General features: G+C 38.3%; 21 protein-coding genes. 14 read left to right on the plus strand and 7 right to left on the minus strand.

Features of this window, described 5'->3' with window-relative positions; all coding sequences use genetic code 11:
- The first annotated feature begins 67 nt into the window (after positions 1–67).
- The 5 genes from JR347_RS02740 (at position 68) to JR347_RS02760 (ending at position 5291) form a co-directional block, all read left to right on the plus strand.
- The gene (locus tag JR347_RS02740; RefSeq protein WP_205722523.1) at positions 68–1921 is read left to right on the plus strand and encodes a CBS domain-containing protein; all 1854 of its coding nucleotides are present in this window, start codon (positions 68–70) and stop codon (positions 1919–1921) included.
- Positions 1914–3080 (plus strand): succinylglutamate desuccinylase/aspartoacylase family protein, encoded by a 1167-nt coding sequence (locus tag JR347_RS02745; RefSeq protein WP_205722524.1) that lies wholly within the window; start codon positions 1914–1916, stop codon positions 3078–3080. The genes JR347_RS02740 and JR347_RS02745 overlap by 8 nt, the downstream gene beginning before the upstream one ends.
- A 64-nt stretch (positions 3081–3144) precedes the next feature.
- Positions 3145–3693 carry a TetR/AcrR family transcriptional regulator gene (locus JR347_RS02750; RefSeq protein WP_205722525.1) on the plus strand — a complete coding sequence of 183 codons (549 nt, stop codon included), beginning with the start codon at positions 3145–3147 and terminating at the stop codon, positions 3691–3693.
- Positions 3690–4943, plus strand: a complete 1254-nt coding sequence (gene fabF / locus JR347_RS02755; protein ID WP_205722526.1) for a beta-ketoacyl-ACP synthase II — start codon at positions 3690–3692, stop codon at positions 4941–4943. Before JR347_RS02750 ends, fabF begins: the two co-directional genes overlap by 4 nt.
- 3 nt (positions 4944–4946) lie before the next feature.
- On the plus strand, positions 4947–5291 hold the full coding sequence (locus JR347_RS02760; protein ID WP_205722527.1) for a TfoX/Sxy family protein: 345 nt from the start codon (positions 4947–4949) through the stop codon (positions 5289–5291).
- Here JR347_RS02760 and JR347_RS02765 read toward each other — a convergent pair.
- From JR347_RS02765 to JR347_RS02785, 5 genes are all read right to left on the minus strand, one after another.
- Complete coding sequence (locus JR347_RS02765) at positions 5288–5698, minus strand: type II toxin-antitoxin system VapC family toxin (protein ID WP_205722528.1); 411 nt, start codon at positions 5696–5698, stop codon at positions 5288–5290. The two genes, JR347_RS02760 and JR347_RS02765, sit on opposite strands and share 4 nt — an antisense overlap.
- Positions 5679–5927, minus strand: coding sequence for a ribbon-helix-helix protein, CopG family (locus tag JR347_RS02770; protein ID WP_205722529.1), 249 nt, complete (start codon positions 5925–5927; stop codon positions 5679–5681). The genes JR347_RS02765 and JR347_RS02770 overlap by 20 nt, the downstream gene beginning before the upstream one ends.
- Before the next feature lie 51 nt (positions 5928–5978).
- A complete protein-coding gene (locus JR347_RS02775; RefSeq protein WP_205722530.1) occupies positions 5979–6488 on the minus strand; it encodes a hypothetical protein in 510 nt (169 codons plus the stop codon).
- A 66-nt stretch (positions 6489–6554) separates the two neighbouring features.
- A complete protein-coding gene (locus tag JR347_RS02780; protein WP_205722531.1) occupies positions 6555–8936 on the minus strand; it encodes a GAF domain-containing protein in 2382 nt (793 codons plus the stop codon).
- Positions 8937–9000: 64 nt separating this feature from the next.
- A complete protein-coding gene (locus JR347_RS02785; RefSeq protein ID WP_205722532.1) occupies positions 9001–9522 on the minus strand; it encodes a RidA family protein in 522 nt (173 codons plus the stop codon).
- Positions 9523–9581: 59 nt separating this feature from the next.
- Here JR347_RS02785 and JR347_RS02790 point away from each other — a divergent pair, with 59 nt between their 5' ends.
- On the plus strand, positions 9582–10142 hold the full coding sequence (locus JR347_RS02790; protein ID WP_205722533.1) for a DNA-3-methyladenine glycosylase I: 561 nt from the start codon (positions 9582–9584) through the stop codon (positions 10140–10142).
- Here JR347_RS02790 and JR347_RS02795 read toward each other — a convergent pair.
- Complete coding sequence (locus JR347_RS02795; protein ID WP_205722534.1) at positions 10139–10576, minus strand: hypothetical protein; 438 nt, start codon at positions 10574–10576, stop codon at positions 10139–10141. The two genes, JR347_RS02790 and JR347_RS02795, sit on opposite strands and share 4 nt — an antisense overlap.
- A 59-nt stretch (positions 10577–10635) precedes the next feature.
- On the opposite strand from JR347_RS02795, the gene prfA reads away from it, so the two are divergent.
- The 4 genes from prfA to JR347_RS02815 all read left to right on the plus strand — a co-directional run bounded on the left by prfA (position 10636) and on the right by JR347_RS02815 (position 15633).
- Positions 10636–11706, plus strand: a complete 1071-nt coding sequence (prfA, locus tag JR347_RS02800; RefSeq protein WP_205722535.1) for a peptide chain release factor 1 — start codon at positions 10636–10638, stop codon at positions 11704–11706.
- Positions 11707–11814: 108 nt separating this feature from the next.
- On the plus strand, positions 11815–12681 hold the full coding sequence (locus JR347_RS02805; RefSeq protein ID WP_205722536.1) for a Cbp1 family collagen-binding glycoprotein adhesin: 867 nt from the start codon (positions 11815–11817) through the stop codon (positions 12679–12681).
- A 207-nt stretch (positions 12682–12888) separates the two neighbouring features.
- On the plus strand, positions 12889–14289 hold the full coding sequence (locus JR347_RS02810) for a right-handed parallel beta-helix repeat-containing protein (protein ID WP_205722537.1): 1401 nt from the start codon (positions 12889–12891) through the stop codon (positions 14287–14289).
- A 54-nt stretch (positions 14290–14343) separates the two neighbouring features.
- Complete coding sequence (locus JR347_RS02815) at positions 14344–15633, plus strand: DASH family cryptochrome (RefSeq protein WP_205722538.1); 1290 nt, start codon at positions 14344–14346, stop codon at positions 15631–15633.
- 1 nt (position 15634) lies between these two features.
- On the opposite strand, the gene JR347_RS02820 is transcribed toward JR347_RS02815, so the two are convergent.
- Entirely contained in the window at positions 15635–16216 is a 582-nt protein-coding gene (locus JR347_RS02820; protein ID WP_205722539.1) for a hypothetical protein, read from the minus strand.
- Between the two features lie 39 nt (positions 16217–16255).
- On the opposite strand from JR347_RS02820, the gene JR347_RS02825 reads away from it, so the two are divergent.
- From JR347_RS02825 to JR347_RS02840, 4 genes are all read left to right on the plus strand, one after another.
- Positions 16256–16858, plus strand: a complete 603-nt coding sequence (locus JR347_RS02825; RefSeq protein WP_205722540.1) for a LemA family protein — start codon at positions 16256–16258, stop codon at positions 16856–16858.
- A gap of 83 nt (positions 16859–16941) precedes the next feature.
- Complete coding sequence (locus JR347_RS02830) at positions 16942–17841, plus strand: hypothetical protein (RefSeq protein WP_205722541.1); 900 nt, start codon at positions 16942–16944, stop codon at positions 17839–17841.
- 212 nt (positions 17842–18053) lie between these two features.
- Positions 18054–18368 carry a hypothetical protein gene (locus JR347_RS02835; protein WP_205722542.1) on the plus strand — a complete coding sequence of 105 codons (315 nt, stop codon included), beginning with the start codon at positions 18054–18056 and terminating at the stop codon, positions 18366–18368.
- Between the two features lie 270 nt (positions 18369–18638).
- A complete protein-coding gene (locus JR347_RS02840; RefSeq protein ID WP_205722543.1) occupies positions 18639–19127 on the plus strand; it encodes a hypothetical protein in 489 nt (162 codons plus the stop codon).
- Positions 19128–19144: the final 17 nt, after the last annotated feature.

Here is a 19144-nt window from a genome sequence, read left to right on the forward strand (position 1 = left end):
TTAATCTCTGATTCTCGTCATTCCTACCCGGTTAAATGGATACTACTTTTAGTATTCATTTAACTAGATGGGAGAGCACATAACCAAAACAGTTAGCTCAGAACATGAGCATAGCACCTTTTTATCACATCTGCTCAGTGATATTAAGGCCTTAGAGTATATGCTCAATCATCAGCTAATAGAATCAGGCATAGCAAGAATAGGTGCAGAGCAAGAATTTTGCCTGGTAGATGATAGCTTCAGGCCATCTGATAAAGCGGTGGAAATTCTTCACTCCATCAATGATAGTCACTTCACTACAGAATTGGCTAAATATAATCTTGAGATAAATCTCGATCCGGAAGTTTTAGAAGCAAACTGTTTCAAAGTAATGGAAGTTAAATTGTTGGATTTACTTGCCCTTGCTGGTAATCATGCTCAAAAGTTTGACAATAAAATTTTACTAACGGGAATATTACCAACCATCTCAAAAAACACCCTTGAGTACCATTATCTCACTCCTATTCCCAGGTATTATGCCTTGAATGAACGAATGAAAGAACTTCGGGGAGATGATTTTAGCTTGCATTTAAAGGGTGTAGATGAGCTTACCATTAAGCACAGCTCGGTACTGTTTGAAGCCTGCAACACCAGCTTTCAAATGCACCTACAAGTTGATCCCGAAAACTTCGCTGATTCGTACAACTGGTCGCAAGCCATTGCAGGGCCGGTGCTAGCTGCATGCACCAATTCTCCCCTATTATTAGGCCGAGAATTATGGAGTGAAAATAGGATCGCATTATTTCAGCAAAGTATTGATACCAGATCATCATCCTATGCATTGAAAGATCAACTAGCCCGTGTTTCTTTTGGTCAGAAATGGGTGAAAGATTCCATTGTTAATATTTACAAAGAAGATATTTCCAGATTCCCAATCATACTCACTAAGGAAATTCAAGAAAATAGCGAAAACTTAGTTAAACAAGGCAAAATTCCTAAGCTCGAAGCACTGAATTTACATAGCGGAACTATTTATAAATGGAATAGAGCTTGTTATGGGGCAGCAGGTGGTAAAGCGCATGTAAGAATAGAAAACCGGTACATACCTGCCGGGCCAAATGTGAAAGATGAAATGGCAAATTTTGTGTTTTGGGCTGGCCTCATGTTGAGCCAAGACGGCAAATACAGAAATATTGCCGCTAAAATGGATTTTAAGGATGCAAAATCAAACTTTCTAAAGGCTGCACGATATGGCAAAGAGTCTATATTAATATGGGACAATAAGCATTGGAATGCCCCGGATCTTATTTTAAAAGTACTTCTTCCCCTGGCAAAATCGGGATTAAAAAAGCTCAAAATAAATGAGCAAGACATCAGTGATTATTTAACAATTATTGAGAAAAGAGTGAAGGGTACAAGTGGGAGTCAATGGATTATTAATAACTATAGAAAATTAAATGGCACGTATAAAAAGGACGACTCATTGGTGAAATTGTGCGAATGCACGTTTGAGCATCAACAAAAAAATATTCCCATACATCGGTGGCCAGATTGCAAGTTAAAATTGAAATTTTCGGTTTCGTCAACCATTGAACATATTATGTCGACTCAGTTAATTACAGTAAGAGCTAAAGACTCGGCACAGTTGGCGTTAAGCATTATGAATTGGAATAACATTCATCATATGCCCGTTGATGACGGGCGCGGCAAACTTATGGGCCTGCTCACCTATCGTCATATATCTAAACTAAACACACCAGATATTGACTCCGCTAGGGTGGCAGACATAATGGTTGAAGAAGTAATATCTATTACTCCTAATACACCCATAAAAGAGGCTATTGAAATTATGAAGAAAAATGAATTCGGCTGTCTACCAGTTATAGAGCATGAAGAACTGGTGGGCATTGTAACTATTAAAGATGTAACACCTTTTGATTAAATCAGAAACGATAATAGATATTACTAACAAAAGACAGATCGGAAGAATTACAGGTGCCACACCCGGACCCACCCTTATATTTACAGCGGGAATACATGGCAATGAACCTTCAGGCGTCACGGCTTTAGAAAATGTTTTCAATGCACTTAAGAACTACGAAGGTGCCATTAAGGGAACTGTTATCGGCCATAAAGGAAATTTACGCGCACTTAACTTTAACGTTAGGTTTATAGATGAAGATCTGAATAGAATATGGAGTAAAGAACGCCTGAAGCAACCATTTAATCCACATAGTTCAGAAGCGAGAGAACAGGTCGAATTATGGCAAGAAATTCAAGATATTCTGTCCGATAACAACGGCCCTTACTATTTCTTTGATTTACATACCACCTCAGGGCAAACCATCCCATTTTTAACTGTAAATGATAGCCTTCTTAACCGAAGGTTTACAAAAAATTATCCTTTACCCATTGTGTTGGGTATAGAAGAATATTTAAAAGGCCCAATACTGAGCTATATCAATGAATTGGGTTATGTGGCTTTTGGTTTTGAAGGTGGTCAGCATAGCGATGGTTCATCTATTATTAGGCATGAACATTTTATTTATACCACGTTAGGAATAACAGGAGTGTTGAGTCCTCATGCCGTACAAAATCACAAAAATACTCTCAAAGAACTCGGTAAAGGAAGAGCTAATTATTTTGAAATATTTACCTACCAACATGTTCCTTTTAGTGTCGATTTTGAAATGAAACCAAGCTTCAAAAATTTCCAAAAGGTTAAAAAAGGAGAACTTTTGGCAATTTTAAATGGAGAAAAAATCAATTCCCCCACAAAGGCTCAGATATTTATGCCATTGTACCAGCAGCAAGGTGACGATGGCTTCTTCTTAGTTCGTCCGATACCTCGATTCTTTTTATGGTTATCTAAGCACATACGTAAGTGGTATAAATTACTAACCCTTCTACCGGGTGTTCATGCAAATTCTGCCGATTCCAGTGAAATAATAGTAAATACCCATGTAGCGCGTTTTTTCCCTAAACAAATATTCCACTTATTCGGATACCGTGCTCGTCAATTAAAGGGCCATCAATATATCATGCAAAACAGGGAAACGGCTAGCAGAACAGCTGCTTATTACAATGAACCCTGGTTTTAATGCAATGAGCACACGTTAAATAATCATATTTGCTTACTTACTAGTTAGTAAGTACATTTGTATTGTGAGTACAAAAAGCACGATCATTAATCTTGCCGACCGGTTAATTCGCAAAAATGGTTACCATGCGTTTAGCTATGCCGATATTGCCAGCCGCTTAAAAATTAAGAATGCAGCCGTGCATTATCATTTCCCTACCAAGGGAGATTTAGGCGCTGCTGTGATCGACAAATCACGATCTCAATTTCAAGAGTCAATCAAACAATGGGGTGTTGATAGCCCTAAAACTCAATTGGAAAACTTTCTTAACATTTATTCATCCATTGGCAGTCAGCACTTAGTTTGTTTCATGGGTGCATTGGGGCCTTCTTTTGATTCTTTACCGGTAGTAATGCAAGAATCGTTAACCAAAGCAAGTAATGAGATCAGGGTTTGGCTGCAAAACATTCTTTCACAAGGTAAGCAAGAGGGGTCTCTTCATTTCATCGAACCTGTGGAAGAGCGGGCAGATTTAATCGTCACTTCACTCTTGGCATCCCTAATTCTGAATAAAGTTTCAGGCGAAGACATTTTAAAAAACACATCTAACAGCATTAAAAAACATTTAATATGAGTAATAGAAGAGTAGTAATTACCGGAATGGGCGCGTTAACACCTATTGGTAATAATGTTCAGGATTTCTGGACCGGATTAGCCAATGGCGTATCCGGAGCAGGGCCTATCACTAAATTTGATACAAGCCTATTCAAGACCAAATTTGCCTGCGAATTAAAAAATTTCGACCTTGAAGAACATTTCGATAAAAAATTTATCCGTAAGAATGACCCATTTACTCTATATGCATTAATCGCTTCAAGAGAAGCCATGGCAAATGCCGGTATAAATCCTGAGACTATCAATAAAAATAAAAGTGGTGTAATTTGGGCGTCAGGTAATGGTGGCATCACTACATTCGAAACGGAAATACTGGAATATGCTAAATCTGAAATTGGGCCAAGATTCTCACCTTTTTTCATTCCTAAAATTTTAGCCGATACACCTTCCGGAGCCATTGCCTTGGAACATGAATTCAGAGGCATTAATTATTGCACTGTTTCTGCATGTGCGTCCTCTACATCAGCGATCATGGATGCCTACAACTACATCAAATGGGGCAAAGCCGATGTGTTTATTGCCGGTGGATCAGAAGCTCCTATCACACAATCGGGTATTGGTGGGTTTAACGCTATGAAAGCATTATCTACAAGAAATGACGACCCCGCCACAGCCTCCAGGCCATTTGATAAGAATCGTGATGGCTTTGTAATGGGAGAAGGAGCTGGTGCGCTCGTTTTAGAAAATTTAGATCATGCTTTGGCCAGAGGTGCTCGCATTTATGGTGAGGTAGTCGGTGCCGGCATGTCTAATGATGCCTATCACACCACAGCTACCCACCCCGATGGGCTTGGCGCTAAGCTAGCCATGGAAATGGCATTAGAAGAAGCAGGGATTACAATTCAGGATATCGATTATGCCAATTTACATGCTACCTCTACACCTGTGGGCGATTTATCTGAGCTTAACGGACTTATGTCTTTGGCAGGAGATAATCAACTAGGCTTACAAGTGAGTGCCACCAAATCGATGACGGGTCATTTATTGGGTGCGGCAGGAGCCATAGAAGCCATTGCTACAGTTAAAGCACTGGAAGAATCAGTTATTCCACCTACAATTAATACTACAGATATCGATGAAGCTGTTCCTAAGGGTATTGATATTACACAGCATACAGCTATTAAAAAAGAAATGACCTATGCAATGAGCAATACGTTTGGTTTTGGCGGCCATAATGCCATAGCCATTTTTAAAAAATATGTAAATTAAGGCATGGCCTATGACGAGCATTTAGCAGAGCGCATTCGTACCTATTTCAATCAAGAGAAAGTTTCTTTCGAGGAAAAGAAAATGATGGGTGGGCTTTGCTTTATGGTAGATGATAAAATGTGTGCCGGTGTTGTTAAAAATGAATTGATGGCCCGCGTTGATCCTGAAATTTATGATGAAGTGTTGAACGACAAAGGAAGCCGGGAAATGGATTTTACCGGTAGAGCCATGCGAGGCTTTCTCTTTATCCAACCAGAAGGTGTAGATATGGAAAAGGATCTGGAATATTGGCTGAATCTATGCCTGGAATTCAATCCAAAGGCTAAATCGAGTAAAAAGAAAGGCTAAATAAATACGTTAGTCAAATACTCATTACGAATATCCCGATAGATGTAAAAATCTGAATCAATACTCGCTACTTGCTTTATTTTAAGTTGTTCAGCAGCCACAATCAATGATGCATCCGCAAGGTCCATTGGCACATCATTAAATTTATTGGTAAGTGCAATTAATCGTCTTACATGATTTTGGCCAAGTTCGAACATTTGCAAACCGCCTCTATCAATCCATTCCAATAAATTAAGTTGTGCTTTGTGGCTAAAATCAAGCATATGAGAGGCTTCTGTAATAATTGGCCAAGTAGTGATTAAATAACCTTCATACTCCTTCAAAAAATTTATTGCTCTACTATGAAACGCATCACTTTTGTCGAAAAGCGCAATCAGCGGACCTGCGTCAATGAGTGTGCTTGTCATTGAGTTTTTTCTTTAAAATCTTCTTATAATTTGATGATAAATTTTTTTGTCCACTAGATTCTACTCCGAACAAGTCCTGACCTATCAAAAAGGGATCCTTTGATTTTTCTTTTTTTGAAAAATAAAGTGCTAGAGCCTCCTTAACGATATCTGTTTTAGAAGTATGAGTTTCGTTAGAATATTCCTGGAGTTTCTTTTCGAGTTCTTTGTCTAATCGAACGTTCAACATAAACTTTAATTTGTAATACAAACGTAATACAAATTCATTTGGTTCACAATTCTAAAAATCACTTACAATATCTTCAATTACTTCTTCTTTATCTTCCTTCAGCTTTTCGCGCATTAAAAATGAGGTGTAAGTCAGCTCTAACTTATCTTTCTGATAAGGCACATAGGATAATCTAAGGTTTTCACCTGTCCAGTGATGATACTTGCTCCTATAGTTATATTCAGGTTCACCAAATGCAGACTTTAAGCCTTTGTAAAGGTTGGGGTCTTTATCGGTAATTACTGTAATCTGAAAGATGGAATCTTTGTAGGTGAGTACTTCTAAATCATGAATTTTAATGCTACCAATACTTTCGTAATGATCTTTTTTTGGCACATATACTTTGATGTTTTTGTAGTAGGCGTGCTCGTCATCCTTCTTAAATTCAAGGCCTTCATAATCGAGCACAGAAGTGTTTACCTGAATGTCTTTAAAGCCGTTTCTTTTGTCTAATTCCGCAGCTGTTTGGGCGAAAGAACAACTCAATGAGACTGAAAAAAGTAGTATTAGATACCTTACCATAGCATTGATTTTGTGCTAAAATAAGCAAGCAAAATGCCAAGTGGTAAATTTCAGTGAATTTTTAAATTATTCGGCCTCGATCGCTTCCAGCACACTTTGAATAACCTCGCTACCAAACTCCTTAGGTTCTGCCTTTCCATTAACCTCCACTCTTATCGCCTTCAGGCCATGGGCTCCCTGCAATTCCTCTAGCTCGAGGTGCTCTACAGTATCTTTTAAATAACCTACAGACTGTAAGTACTGAATGTATCGTGTGTACTCTTCTCTTTCTTTTTGCTGGGTATATACTATGGCAATTTTACCAGGTTGAGTAAGTCGTTCTTCCGTATCAAGAATAAAGGCTTTATCTATACGTTTTTTCACTATTTCATAGCGAATGTTATAGGCCCCATCCACATCAAAGTGCTTTTCATCTTTCCTGAATTTAATGGAAAGGGGTTCTCCATGAACAAGTATCAGCTGGGTTATATCCAACGGTTTTGACAGATTGCTTTTCAACCCCTCCACCTTAGCAGCTATTTCACACATCACAATCAGCTGCCACAGTCTAAAATTATTTAGATACAAAGGACTAAACTCTCTATCATTAACCATAGACTGACCCATGTAAATATTATACTCTACTCCGTCAGTCTTATACTTCTCAAAATAATGAGGGAAAATGTTCTGAGCTTCTAATTCAACCTCTTCCAGATAATCAGATATTACTTTGTTTATCTGAGTTAAACTCTCCTCAAAGTCTTTTCTCTTGTTATAAACAACGCCAAGAGTTGGATCGAGAAGGTTCTCATAATTATTGATGATTTTATTAAGGCTTTCGTCACCATTTTTAAAATGATCGAAAGCAGGTACAATTTCATTTTTTAGAAAATCAATAACTGATGATTCATCTCCTGAATTAAGACCTTTAGCTATCTTCTCAACTTCTTTATTGATGCGGAATTCTATTTCGCTGAGAATTGGCATATTCTTCTTTTCAGCAATCGCCTTCAATACCTTCTTGGCTTCGTTTAAATTTTGTTTTAGGTCTTGCTGAATGGCCGTATTTCTTTCCAACGAACTATTTCTGATATCTGACATACCATATAGTGGATATACATTATCAAAAACAATGGATCCAAACGCCTCTTTTCTGCCCGACATTCTTTTGCCTAAAATATCATATCCCTCTTGCAAAAATCGCCACTCAACGCTCGGGTGGATTGCCGTACACTCTTCCTGAATTAACGCCCGAACTTCGGTTTTCATCTCCTCTAACACTCTATGCACTGCGGCCGAGAACATAGGCAATACAGCTTCCATTTTTGAAGCACTGATCGCATTTAACTTACCCACATATGGTGTGCCTAATTCCAGCATGCCAATCACATTATTATCATACATAATTGGTGCAACGGCCACATTTTTAATGCCTTTCTTAATCAACTCCTTTTCGATGTGCGACTTATCAGGCATAGCCTCTAAATCTTCGATAATCACAGGTCGTTTTAAGTCATTGGCTTTATCATAAATGGATCCAACAAAATAATCGCATGAAAGCTTCTCTTGCTGGTTCGGCATCATAAAACTATTCCAACCACTCATACCCTGGTTCGACATGATGTTATTATCAATATCGAAGAACGATAGCCCCAACTGCATTTGGGGAAGATTAAAAATAGATCGTATTTTTTGTTGAATGGATTCGAAGCTATTTGGGCAGATTACTGCATCCTTCTTAAGTAAATCATACTTAATTCTAGAAAGCATCTCCCCTTCAGTTACCTCTACCAAATGGCAAAGGCTAAAGCCCTGAAATTCAAATCGGTCAGGCTCTATATATTCCAACCACAACTCTGTGTTATAAATGTCGCTCATCAGAATTTGAATCTGCTCCTTAGATAGTGGCTTGAGAGGCTTCTTCTTAATTACCTCTGCAAACTGAAGGTTGAATTCTACTTTATAAATTCTATCCAACTTTGTTTCCAGGTCCGGAATGGTAATGAGCACGGGCTGATCAAACTTAAGGTCTGTGCCATAGAATTTGTTAAGAACAAACAAACACGCCCTGAAAATTTTGGCCGCTTCCATATCATTATCCTTAAAACTAGAAGTGATGTCCGTTCTAATTTTATCCAAAGGCAATAGTCTTCTATAGCCCGGTGTAGCGTAAAATCCTATGAAATTAAAAGGCACTAACGCTGCGGCAAATTCTGTTTCCATTAAAGCCGGAGGCATAATGGCACTCATCAAAAGCCCTAAAAGTTCTTTATGATTTTTAAGGGAATCCAAATCCTCAATAGGCTCCTTTAATTCAGGAGCAGCTTTGATCAACTCTTTAATGCGATCGGTCGGATAAAGTTGGAATATATTGTTGCTTTCCAAATTAGCTTCCCAATACTGAACCAGTGGGGCTAAATTTAATTTTGTACTAAATGGAAAACTATTAGTCTGTATTTGTTTACTCATATTCATTTCTGTGTAGACAAATACTCAACGATATTGCGATAAAATAAGTTTGGGTTTAGGTGCTCTATTCTTCAACCTCCACAATCATTTCTATTTCTACAGCAATATTATTTGGTAAAGAAACCATGCCCACAGCCGCCCTTACATGCTTACCTTTCTCACCAAAAATTTTTACCAACAAATCTGAGCAGCCGTTAATCACCTTGGGTTGATCATAAAAATCAGCAGTAGAATTAACCATGCCGGTCACTTTTACAATTCTTTTTACTTTATTTAAATCTCCAATCTCTGCTTTAAGAGAAGAGAGCAAAGCAATAGCTGAAATTTGCGCGGCTTCATAGCCTTGCTCTATTGATAGATCTTCGCCTAACCTGCCTTTCACATTGGTGCCATCGGCTCTACCCGGACCGTGCCCCGCCAGAAAAACAAGATTTCCTGTCCTTACGGCCTTTACATAATTGGCTATTGGTTTATGTGGCTGAAATAGCTCATAGCCTAATTCTTTAATTTTTTCTTCCGGGGTTTGCGCAAATAGTTGTACAGCTGACAATACAGTTAGTGTAGTAAATAGTATTTTTATAGACATGATCTCAAAGATTGTTGAATACTAAATTTGGTGATTTTTCTACTTATTAACTAACCACTATGAACCGTTGCGACTGGGCGGAAGGCCAATTTGAAGAATATGTAAAATATCATGATGAAGAATGGGGCGTGCCTGTACATGATGATCAAACGCACTTTGAATTCCTCATTTTGGAAGGTGCACAAGCCGGCTTGAGCTGGGCTACAGTGCTAAAAAAACGTGATGGTTACCGAAGAGCTTTTGCCAACTTCGACCCCAAAAAAGTAGCGAAGTATGATGAAGATAAAATTCAGGAATTAATTAATAACCCTGAGATCATACGTAATAAGCTAAAAATTAGAGGTGCCGTAAACAATGCTCAGAAGTTTTTAGAAGTGCAGGCAGAATTCGGAACGTTTGACAAATACATCTGGCAATTTGTTGGCGGTAAGCCTATCGTTAACCATTGGAGGGTAATGAAGGACTGCCCTGCGACTACAAAAGAATCTAATGCGCTAAGTAAAGACTTGAAAAAGCGAGGCTTTAAGTTTGTGGGCAGCACAGTTATTTATGCTCACATGCAAGCCTGTGGTTTGGTGAACGATCACCTCACAACCTGTTTCAGACACAGCCAGGTTTAAAGTTTTTTTACAATTTCCTTTTTCTGAAATTCAATAAACCAGACTCCTTTAAGTGAATCCGATTGTATAACGGGATTAGAATAGATCAGCAATTCGCCTTCTTGTTTTTGAATATTGTCTTCGCCTGAAGGATCATACTCATATGCCTCATAAACACTTTTTGATTTGCCTTCCAGATTTTCAGCTGATGAATGAAAGGTGATTTGGCAGAGGCAAGTCTCCTCCAGAGAGTCTACTGCAGTTCTAGAGTTAACCAACTTCATTACTTTTCGCCCTTCATCCAGTGCTTTCTTATATATTTCATCCTGACTAATCTTCTTTATCTCACGAGATTCCATTTTATCGCGAAGCTCTTGTCGCTGCTCTTTGCTTAACTTTTGGTCACAAGCAGTTACGCAGAAAGAAATTATTAAAATTAGCCCTATTGCTCTCATTAGTCCATCATTCTATTTGACTCAAAATTACTAGTTTTGTATCGTTAATTGTAACGTATATGATCGCAAAACTCGAAGAGTTAAAGGAAAGGTTCGTAGAAGTTGGTCAGCTGATGGTTCAGCCTGATGCTATGGCTGATATGAAAAAATATTCACAGCTAAGCAAAGAATATAAAGACCTGGAAAAGGTCGTTAAAGAATACGATCACTACAGTGAAATTCTATCGAATATAAAAAGTGCCAAGGACGTCTTAAAAAATGAAAAAGACGAAGAGTTCCGCGAAATGGCAAAGTTAGAGTTAGATGAGCTTGAGCCTCAAAAAGAAGAAATGGAGGAAAAGCTTAAGCAAATGCTTATTCCTAAAGACCCTAATGATGATAAGGAAGCCATTCTTGAAATAAGAGCCGGTACTGGTGGTGATGAAGCCGCAATTTTTGCCGGTGATCTTTTCAGAATGTATCAGCGCTTTTGTGAAAAAAATGGCTTGAAACTTACGGTGCTTGATTTAACAGAAGGAACCAGTGGTGGCTATAAAGAAATTGTGAGCACCGTAACGGGCGACAATGCCTATGGTACTTTAAAATTTGAATCAGGCGTACACCGTGTACAACGTGTACCTCAAACGGAAACTCAAGGTAGAGTCCATACGTCAGCCGCTACAGTGGCTGTACTTCCTGAAATGGATGAAGTGGATGTTGAAATTGATATGAACGATGTACGAAAAGATACATTCTGTTCTTCTGGTCCGGGTGGTCAGTCGGTAAACACTACTTATTCCGCTGTACGATTAACGCATGCGCCTAGTGGATTGGTAGTTTCTTGCCAGGATCAGAAATCGCAGATTAAAAACTTTGAAAAGGCATTGAAGGTATTACGTTCACGTTTGTATGAAATAGAACTTGCCAAACACAACGAGGCCGTTGGTGCGCAAAGAAAATCGATGGTAGGTAGCGGTGACCGTTCCGATAAAATCAGAACCTACAATTACCCACAAAGCCGCGTAACTGATCATAGGATTAATTATAGCCAGCACAACTTGCCTGCAGTAATGGATGGCGAAATTGATGAATTCATCAGTCAATTACGTATTGCTGAAAGTGCTGCTAAAATGGAAGATGGGGATTTATAGTCAATAAGTTTCATGGGGTTGTGACTTTGCTTAACTTAAAACGTCTAACTGTCACAAATGATTAAAGATGGTTGGTCGATTAATAATAAGACACCAACATAATCACTCATGAAATACAAACTATTAATGTCCGTTTTAGTGATAGTAGCTATCGCTTGTGGAGAATCTAAAGAAGAAAAAGAAATTGCTGCCTTAAAAGAGAAGGTAACTTCATTACAAAGCCAGAACACATCCTTGCGTAATGGAGATCAAAAGCTAAAAGCCACATTAGAAGACTACAATAAGTTCTTTACAGAAATTGAAAAAAACTTAGCGGGTATCGATCAAAACAAAACGATGGTTGCTCAGCTTTCTGCCGATATGAAGGATAAGAAAGATGTGAAAGAACGAATTAAATTAAGAATATCTACCATCAAAGAATTAGTTGAAAACACGAGGTTGAGAATTCTTGCTTTAGATAGAACCATCGCACAGTTGAGAAAAGAATCTGGAGAAAAGAGCGATGAGATTATGCAAATGGATAAACAAATTAAAGGTTTAACCAAAGATCTAATCGCTAAAGACGCTGAGATTGAAGAAATGGATAACTCAATTGCTGATTTGGAAACGCTGTATCAATTGGAGATTGAAAAAACGGAAGAACTAAGGTCTATTCTGAATAGAGCGTATTACATTGTTGGCACTAAAAAAGAGCTTCTTGAAAAAGGTGTTATCACTAAAGAAGGTGGATTTATTGGTATTGGTAAAGTAAAAGTATTGAATGCAAATGCACCTACTGCACTATTCACCAAAATAGAAAAAGATAAAACTTCAGAGATGATGTTGAATGCAAAAAAGGCAAAGATGATTACTAATCATGCCGATGGTTCATTTAGCATAGCTGGAGAAAATGGCAAAGCAGATAAATTGATGATCAGTGATGCTGATGAATTCTGGAAAAACGGAAATTACGTGGTAATTGAAGTAGAAAAATAAAAAGAAGCCCTTCGGGGCTTTTTTTATGCCCAATCCTCATTTGTCACATTGGGCTTGTCGAAATGTGTATATATCTAAACTCGATTCAGGTTTCGATAAGTTCAACCTGATATTTAAATCATAAGAGAAAGTAATTTTTATATCCAATCCAAACTAAGTTTACTTTCTTTGTAGCAAATAATATTATTTGCAGATCGTTCTGTTGAAATGAGATATATTCTCCTCCTATTTGTTGTACTCGCATTCGCCTGCCAGCCCGAAGAAGAAAAGTTTACTTCAGATGCATCTGCTAAACTTAGATTTTCAGCGGATACCGTTTTATTTGATACAGTTTTCACCTCTCTAGGCAGTGTCACCAAACGATTCAGGGCGTATAACGACTCTAAAAATGCGGTAAACATAAGTAGTGTCTCTTTAGCCAATGGACCCAACTCACAGTTTTCAATATTCGTAAATGGGTTGGCCGGACCGTCACTGGAAAACATTCGAATTTTGGGTGGTGACAGTATTTTAATTCTGGCAGAAGTAACCATTAATCCACAAGATGAAGACTTACCCTTTATCGTTACTGATCAAATTCAATTTAACACTAATGGCAATGCTCAGGATGTAGATTTAGTAGCCTGGGGACAAGATGCCAATTTTTTACGCGATTCTGTTTTAATGTGTAACACCACCTGGACAGCAGAGCGGCCTTATGTTATCTATAATTCTGTTTTGGTTAACGAAGGCTGCCAATTAACAATTGAACCCGGCACTAAAGTTTATAGCCACAATGGCTCGTTTATATTTATTGCAGGTACCTTATCCGCAATAGGAACTGCCGATGAAAGAATCACATTTATTAACGATCGATTTGATGAAAGTTTTAAAAATGCTCCGGGTCAGTGGGGCGGCCTCATCTTTCTGCAAGGCAGTGATAATAATCAAATAAATTACGCTGACATCAGAAATGCCAATGTAGGTATTTACTTGGGTACACCCGATGATGATACTGACCCAGACCTCATTCTATCGAACACTAGAATCGAAAATATGGGTGGAAATTCTGTGGTTCCATCTATCGATAGCCTTGTACAACCGGGTTATGGCATATTGGCCATTAGTTCCGATTTACAAGCAACCAACGTGCTTGTTAATAACTGCCAAATAAATACACTCGCAAACATTGCTGGCGGTAATTATGACTATCGCCATTGTACTTTTGGCAATTTTAGTTTCGATTTCTTTAGAAGAGACCCTTCTGTGGTGTTCTCGAATAACCTGGTGCTGGGTGATAATTCACTATTAGTGAGCGACCTTTCCGTAACTATGTCAAACAGTATTGTTTGGGGAAGTTTAAGAGAAGAATTGTTAACAAGTAATGCCGAGGAAGCTGGTTATTCACTTACTCTATCGAATAACATACTACGAACTCAAACAGAGGCGTTAGCCTCGGCCAATATAGTAGAAGACCCTAAGTTTCTTGATCCGGCAGAGTATGACTATTCATTAGACACCCTTTCGCCTGCCAAAGATACCGGACTCGATTTTGGCATTACCACAGATTTGGAAGGCAAAATGCGCGATAGCCAACCAGACATAGGTGCTTTTGAGCGCATAGAATAGCAGATATTCATCCCATTTTTTAGAACAATAGGTCGATATTTTGGTTATCAAGCCATGAGGCCAAAAGCACTTATTTGGTTTAGAAACGACCTGAGAATTCAGGATAATGAGCTACTAACTAAAGGGCTCGATCAGTTTGATATTTACCCTTTATTCATCTTTGATGATCGGCAGTTTGAGAAATTGCCACAGCTCGGTTTTACCAAAACAGGTTCATTTAAAGCTCAATTTCTTATTGAGTCTGTGGAGGAATTAAAATCCAGCTTGCAATCGTTAGGTTCTGATCTGATTGTGAGAAAGGGATTGCCGGAATCAATTATTCCCGAGCTCGCCAAAGAACTAAAAGCTAAAAAGGTATTTACCAGTAAAGAAGTAACTACTGACGAAGTCTCCATTGAAGATCATTTAGAAGATTCGCTTTTTAAAATAGGCGTTGATTTTGAAACCTGCTGGCAAAGCACCCTTTTTCATGAAGAAGATGTGCCTTGGCCTATCAAACAGGTGCCGGAAGTTTTCACGCAATTCAGAAAAGAGGCAGAAAAGGCAGTGGAAGTAAGGCCTCTTTTTGACACTCCTAAAGAGCTTAATACAATAGAAAATATTGAATTAGGCCTAATTCCTTCGCTAACTGAGTTGGGTATTACAGAACAGAAGTTTGACAAACGCAGTGTCGTAAAATTTAAGGGAGGCGAAAAGGCCGCCTGGAAACGACTAAAGGATTACTTCTGGGAAAAAGACTTACTCAAAAAATATAAGTCTACCCGCAATGGGTTGATAGGTGCCGATTATTCTTCTAAGCTTTCTCCCTGGCTGGCAATTGGAGCTATTTCAGCTAAATCGGTTTATTATGAAATAAAGAAATACGAAGCTGAGCGCACCAAAAACCAATCGACATACTGGTTATTTTTTGAGTTGCTATGGCGAGATTTTTTCAAGTTTATGGCCAAGAAACATGGCCACAAAATTTTCCTGCAGCATGGCCTCTCCGAGCTGGCTATTGATCAGGAAAATAATCAAGCAAAGTTTGACCTCTGGCGGAAAGGCGAAACCCAAGAGCCATTTATTGATGCCAACATGAAAGAACTGGCTAAAAGCGGATTTATGTCTAACCGAGGCCGCCAGATTGTGGCCAGCTACCTGATGCACAATCTAAAAGTAAACTGGACATGGGGCGCAGCCTGGTTTGAACATGCACTAATCGACTACGACCCTGCCAGCAACTGGCTCAACTGGGCCTACATTGCCGGTGTAGGCAACGACCCGCGAAATGGCCGTGTTTTTAATGTTGAAAGTCAGCAACAGCGCCACGACCCAAAAGGTGAGTATATTAATCTGTGGAGTTAGCTTAATACACCCGAGTTAAGCGAAAATAATCTGAGACCGTTATTCTGAAAGCTTCCCTTTCTTGTTGAGATGTGAGAATAGGAATGTCAGTAGAATCAGATCGAATATAGAATGTGCCGCCTGCTAATATCGATTCATACAAGTCAGCTGCAAAATGCAGAGTGCTTTCTCTATTCTGCTCAGCTAATGTTATTTCTTTTCGGGTTTGGATGGAGTCATATTCTGCAATAATGGTAATTGGCAGTTCTGCCAGATCCATACTTGGCTCGAGCAATAGATAGGCCTCATCTTGCCTGTAATTAATAACAATGGCCAAATTCAGCAACGGTCTATCTACGGATTGAACTCGTTTACTAAGCCGAAAAACATTAAAATTTGCTGCTTTATTTTCTTCTAAATCATAATAAGACTGACGCACATTTTTAAAGAAAAGCTGGGTATCACTCCCTATTTTAAAAGTAAATTTATCACGATTAATTGCCTTATCGCTATCCAGCTGGCAGCCGAAAAGCACGAGAAAAAGAACTGCAACTACATACTTCATGGCAGAATAACGCAAGGTGTGCGGCATTGTTGGTTTCAAGGGTTAAAAAGACTTAATTTAGATGAAAATATTAAACCTATGGGAAAGACAACTAAAATTTTACTGATCGTTTTTGGAGCCTTCATCCTCATCGCTTTTATGCTAGTATCGTGGTTTGTAGGTGTATATAATACCTTACAGGAAATGGACGAAGATGTGGCCGGTAAATGGGCACAAGTAGAGAATGTGTACCAACGTAGATCCGACCTGATTCCTAACCTGGTAAACACAGTGAAAGGCTATGCTGATTTCGAGCAGGAAACGTTAACAGGCGTTATAGAAGCTCGTTCAAAGGCAACTTCCATTAATATCGACCCAAGTAACTTATCACCTGCAGCCATAGGTCAGTTTCAAAAAGCACAAGAAGGACTTTCTTCTGCCCTTTCCAGACTACTTGTAACAGTGGAACGCTATCCTGAATTAAAGGCCAACCAAAACTTTTTGGAGCTACAATCTCAGCTGGAAGGCACGGAAAACCGCATAGCTGTTGAACGTATGCGCTTTAACGAATCTGTGCAGGCATTAAATGCTAAAATTCGAAAAATCCCTGCTTCATTAATAGCTCCTATAGCAGGTGTAGAGCGCAAAGGCTATTTCGAAGCAGACGAAGGTTCTGACCAAGCTCCGAAAGTAGAATTTTAAAGTATTAGAACACCAAAAGAGATATAGCGGATATGTGCCTCTAGTGGCGCATGTTCGGTTGTTAGCGGTAATCTTGGAATCCCATGAAATTTAATCTAATTTTTATCCTTTTGCTTCTCACCTTTTCTTGTGGTCAGAAAGAAAAAAAGACTGAGACAGCTACTAATACCACTGAGAGCAAAAAGAAAAAAGTTGTATCAAAGAAACCTCAAAAAACTACGGAGGGTAGAGCGGAATACAATGAAATTTTCCACTTGTGGACTGAAGGTCGTTTTAATGAGTTTGAAAGCTTAGCGTTTCAATTTATTGATAAGTATGAGAGTTCTATTTATTTAGATAGTGCAAAACAGTTGAAGAAAAAAGTAAAAAACATGAGAGACAGTCTTGACTCTACCAGAGACTCCTTAAGACAGTCTAAATCATTTGAGTATTTTTATTCCTTGAAATTACCTTCCTCTGATACAATAAATTACGAATCATATAATCTTTGGACTTACAGATTTCCTAATATTTTTACTGAAGTAGATCGCGATTTATTTAATTCAAAATTCGATGAAAGTTGGTACATAAGCCAACAGCCACTATCAGCCAAGTACTTAACATTAGCAGTCGGTCATTTTAATGACTGTGAAAATTACATATACCTGTATTCAGTTGACAGTAGCTTTAAAGTAGCTGATAAAAAGGAAGTTTACCGGAATGGTTGTTTTCATTTTGAGGAAGAGAACATTCAATACAAAAATTACCTTGTTAATGAGTTCAACTATAAAACAACAGCCTACTTTCATCCTGATTCTACATTTAGTTTTCAGGTTGAAAATATATATGAGCTTACAGATACTCTTTCAGGAGACAAAATAAAAAGAGTAGGTAGAGAAGAGGTGACTCAATATAGCATAGACGATTATGGCAGGTTTATCGAAATTGGAAAGGAAATAAATACAGAGTCTTTTATTCAGAAAAAATCAATAGAAAACCGCTAACATTCTGTATAAATCATGGCTGGATAGTATGTTATTGTTCCTTCAGCTCTTTGTAGATAGCCCGTCAATCTGCAGGATTGACTTATTGGTGAAAACTAATTTAATAAGCCAATCCTGCGGATTGCCTCGGTAGTTAAAGCAAAATTTTATACTTTTAATCAGCCACGAATTTATACAGTGGCGTTATGGGCAAGTAATCTTGACAGAATCTCATGGAAGTCGTCTTATTATTTTTGACATTGTTCGTCATTACTGTCTTTTTCAGAAAGATAATACTTCATTATAAGTTACTTAGAATCAACAAAGAAGGAAAACTGAATCCTAATGAGGACTACTTTTTGACCTATATGTTTACCAACAAACACTTTGACTTGAAAATCAAATGTAATACAGTAGGGTTATTAGTTGAGTATTATGCCGATGAAGACAGAATTCAACTTAAAAATAGAATCAACAAAACTTTGAGACTGTTTTACTCAGGACTGATTGCATTATTGGTAGCAATTGTATTTTATCAATTGATGTAAAATTAAAACAGCCCATAACATAGGATGATGTAAAAGCGCATTTGGACTTCACCGCGCGAAGTCCTAAATGCTTTACTGCGGCTCGGCCGCACGTTTTGAGTTAGCATTTCACATCCACTTTCATCTCTTAACTTGTGGCCTACTTGTAAGGACGGGGTGTCTTAAGCTGCTTGTATCTCGACTAGGTTCTAAACTCAAATCGTGATAGTTTTATGCCCTGAAAAACAAGTAAACAAACGCGCCTTACAGAGGCGTTGGCAATAATCGTCTATGCATAGTCAGAAACAAACGAAACTCATAATTCCTCTCAGTGCTATTCTGATTGTATTGGTATTTGGAATGATGACTATCGAACCCAGATTTTTCGAACTGACAGAAGAACAACGACAAGACATTTATACTCAACTCGACAACAACTGGCATAGAATTGATCTTATTCAATTCACCGTAAAGACGCCAAAAGACTTCAAGTTTTACCAACAACAGGGAATTGACTCCTATATCGGCTTAATAACCAATGAAACCGACTCAATTGAGTTTGATTATGGAATATATTCGAACGACTTAACTTCGGAGGATTGGCACCTAACTACTGAACGGGTGAACGGAAGAAAAGCGGTTATTGGGTATTCGAATTCATTTGGAACAGCAGCACACTTCCCCAACTTAGGAAACAACAACAGCCTAACTGTTTACGCTAGAACAATGTCGGAAGAAGAGGCTCTGGAAATATTCAGAACGATTGAAATCCTAAATTAGACTCACTATAATGCCGA

The organism is Fulvivirga lutea (assembly GCF_017068455.1).
Taxonomy (GTDB): Bacteria; Bacteroidota; Bacteroidia; order Cytophagales; family Cyclobacteriaceae; genus Fulvivirga; species Fulvivirga lutea.

Coding starts and splice junctions, on each gene's coding strand:
- JR347_RS02740 (WP_205722523.1), top strand. CDS start 68: ATGGGAGAGCACATAACCAAAACAGTTAGCTCAGAACATGAGCATAGC.
- fabF (WP_205722526.1), top strand. CDS start 3,690: ATGAGTAATAGAAGAGTAGTAATTACCGGAATGGGCGCGTTAACACCT.
- JR347_RS02760 (WP_205722527.1), top strand. CDS start 4,947: ATGGCCTATGACGAGCATTTAGCAGAGCGCATTCGTACCTATTTCAAT.
- JR347_RS02765 (WP_205722528.1), bottom strand. CDS start 5,698: ATGACAAGCACACTCATTGACGCAGGTCCGCTGATTGCGCTTTTCGAC.
- JR347_RS02770 (WP_205722529.1), bottom strand. CDS start 5,927: ATGTTGAACGTTCGATTAGACAAAGAACTCGAAAAGAAACTCCAGGAA.
- JR347_RS02775 (WP_205722530.1), bottom strand. CDS start 6,488: ATGGTAAGGTATCTAATACTACTTTTTTCAGTCTCATTGAGTTGTTCT.
- JR347_RS02780 (WP_205722531.1), bottom strand. CDS start 8,936: ATGAGTAAACAAATACAGACTAATAGTTTTCCATTTAGTACAAAATTA.
- JR347_RS02785 (WP_205722532.1), bottom strand. CDS start 9,522: ATGTCTATAAAAATACTATTTACTACACTAACTGTATTGTCAGCTGTA.
- JR347_RS02790 (WP_205722533.1), top strand. CDS start 9,582: ATGAACCGTTGCGACTGGGCGGAAGGCCAATTTGAAGAATATGTAAAA.
- JR347_RS02795 (WP_205722534.1), bottom strand. CDS start 10,576: ATGAGAGCAATAGGGCTAATTTTAATAATTTCTTTCTGCGTAACTGCT.
- prfA (WP_205722535.1), top strand. CDS start 10,636: ATGATCGCAAAACTCGAAGAGTTAAAGGAAAGGTTCGTAGAAGTTGGT.
- JR347_RS02805 (WP_205722536.1), top strand. CDS start 11,815: ATGAAATACAAACTATTAATGTCCGTTTTAGTGATAGTAGCTATCGCT.
- JR347_RS02810 (WP_205722537.1), top strand. CDS start 12,889: ATGAGATATATTCTCCTCCTATTTGTTGTACTCGCATTCGCCTGCCAG.
- JR347_RS02815 (WP_205722538.1), top strand. CDS start 14,344: ATGAGGCCAAAAGCACTTATTTGGTTTAGAAACGACCTGAGAATTCAG.
- JR347_RS02825 (WP_205722540.1), top strand. CDS start 16,256: ATGGGAAAGACAACTAAAATTTTACTGATCGTTTTTGGAGCCTTCATC.
- JR347_RS02830 (WP_205722541.1), top strand. CDS start 16,942: ATGAAATTTAATCTAATTTTTATCCTTTTGCTTCTCACCTTTTCTTGT.
- JR347_RS02835 (WP_205722542.1), top strand. CDS start 18,054: ATGGAAGTCGTCTTATTATTTTTGACATTGTTCGTCATTACTGTCTTT.
- JR347_RS02840 (WP_205722543.1), top strand. CDS start 18,639: ATGCATAGTCAGAAACAAACGAAACTCATAATTCCTCTCAGTGCTATT.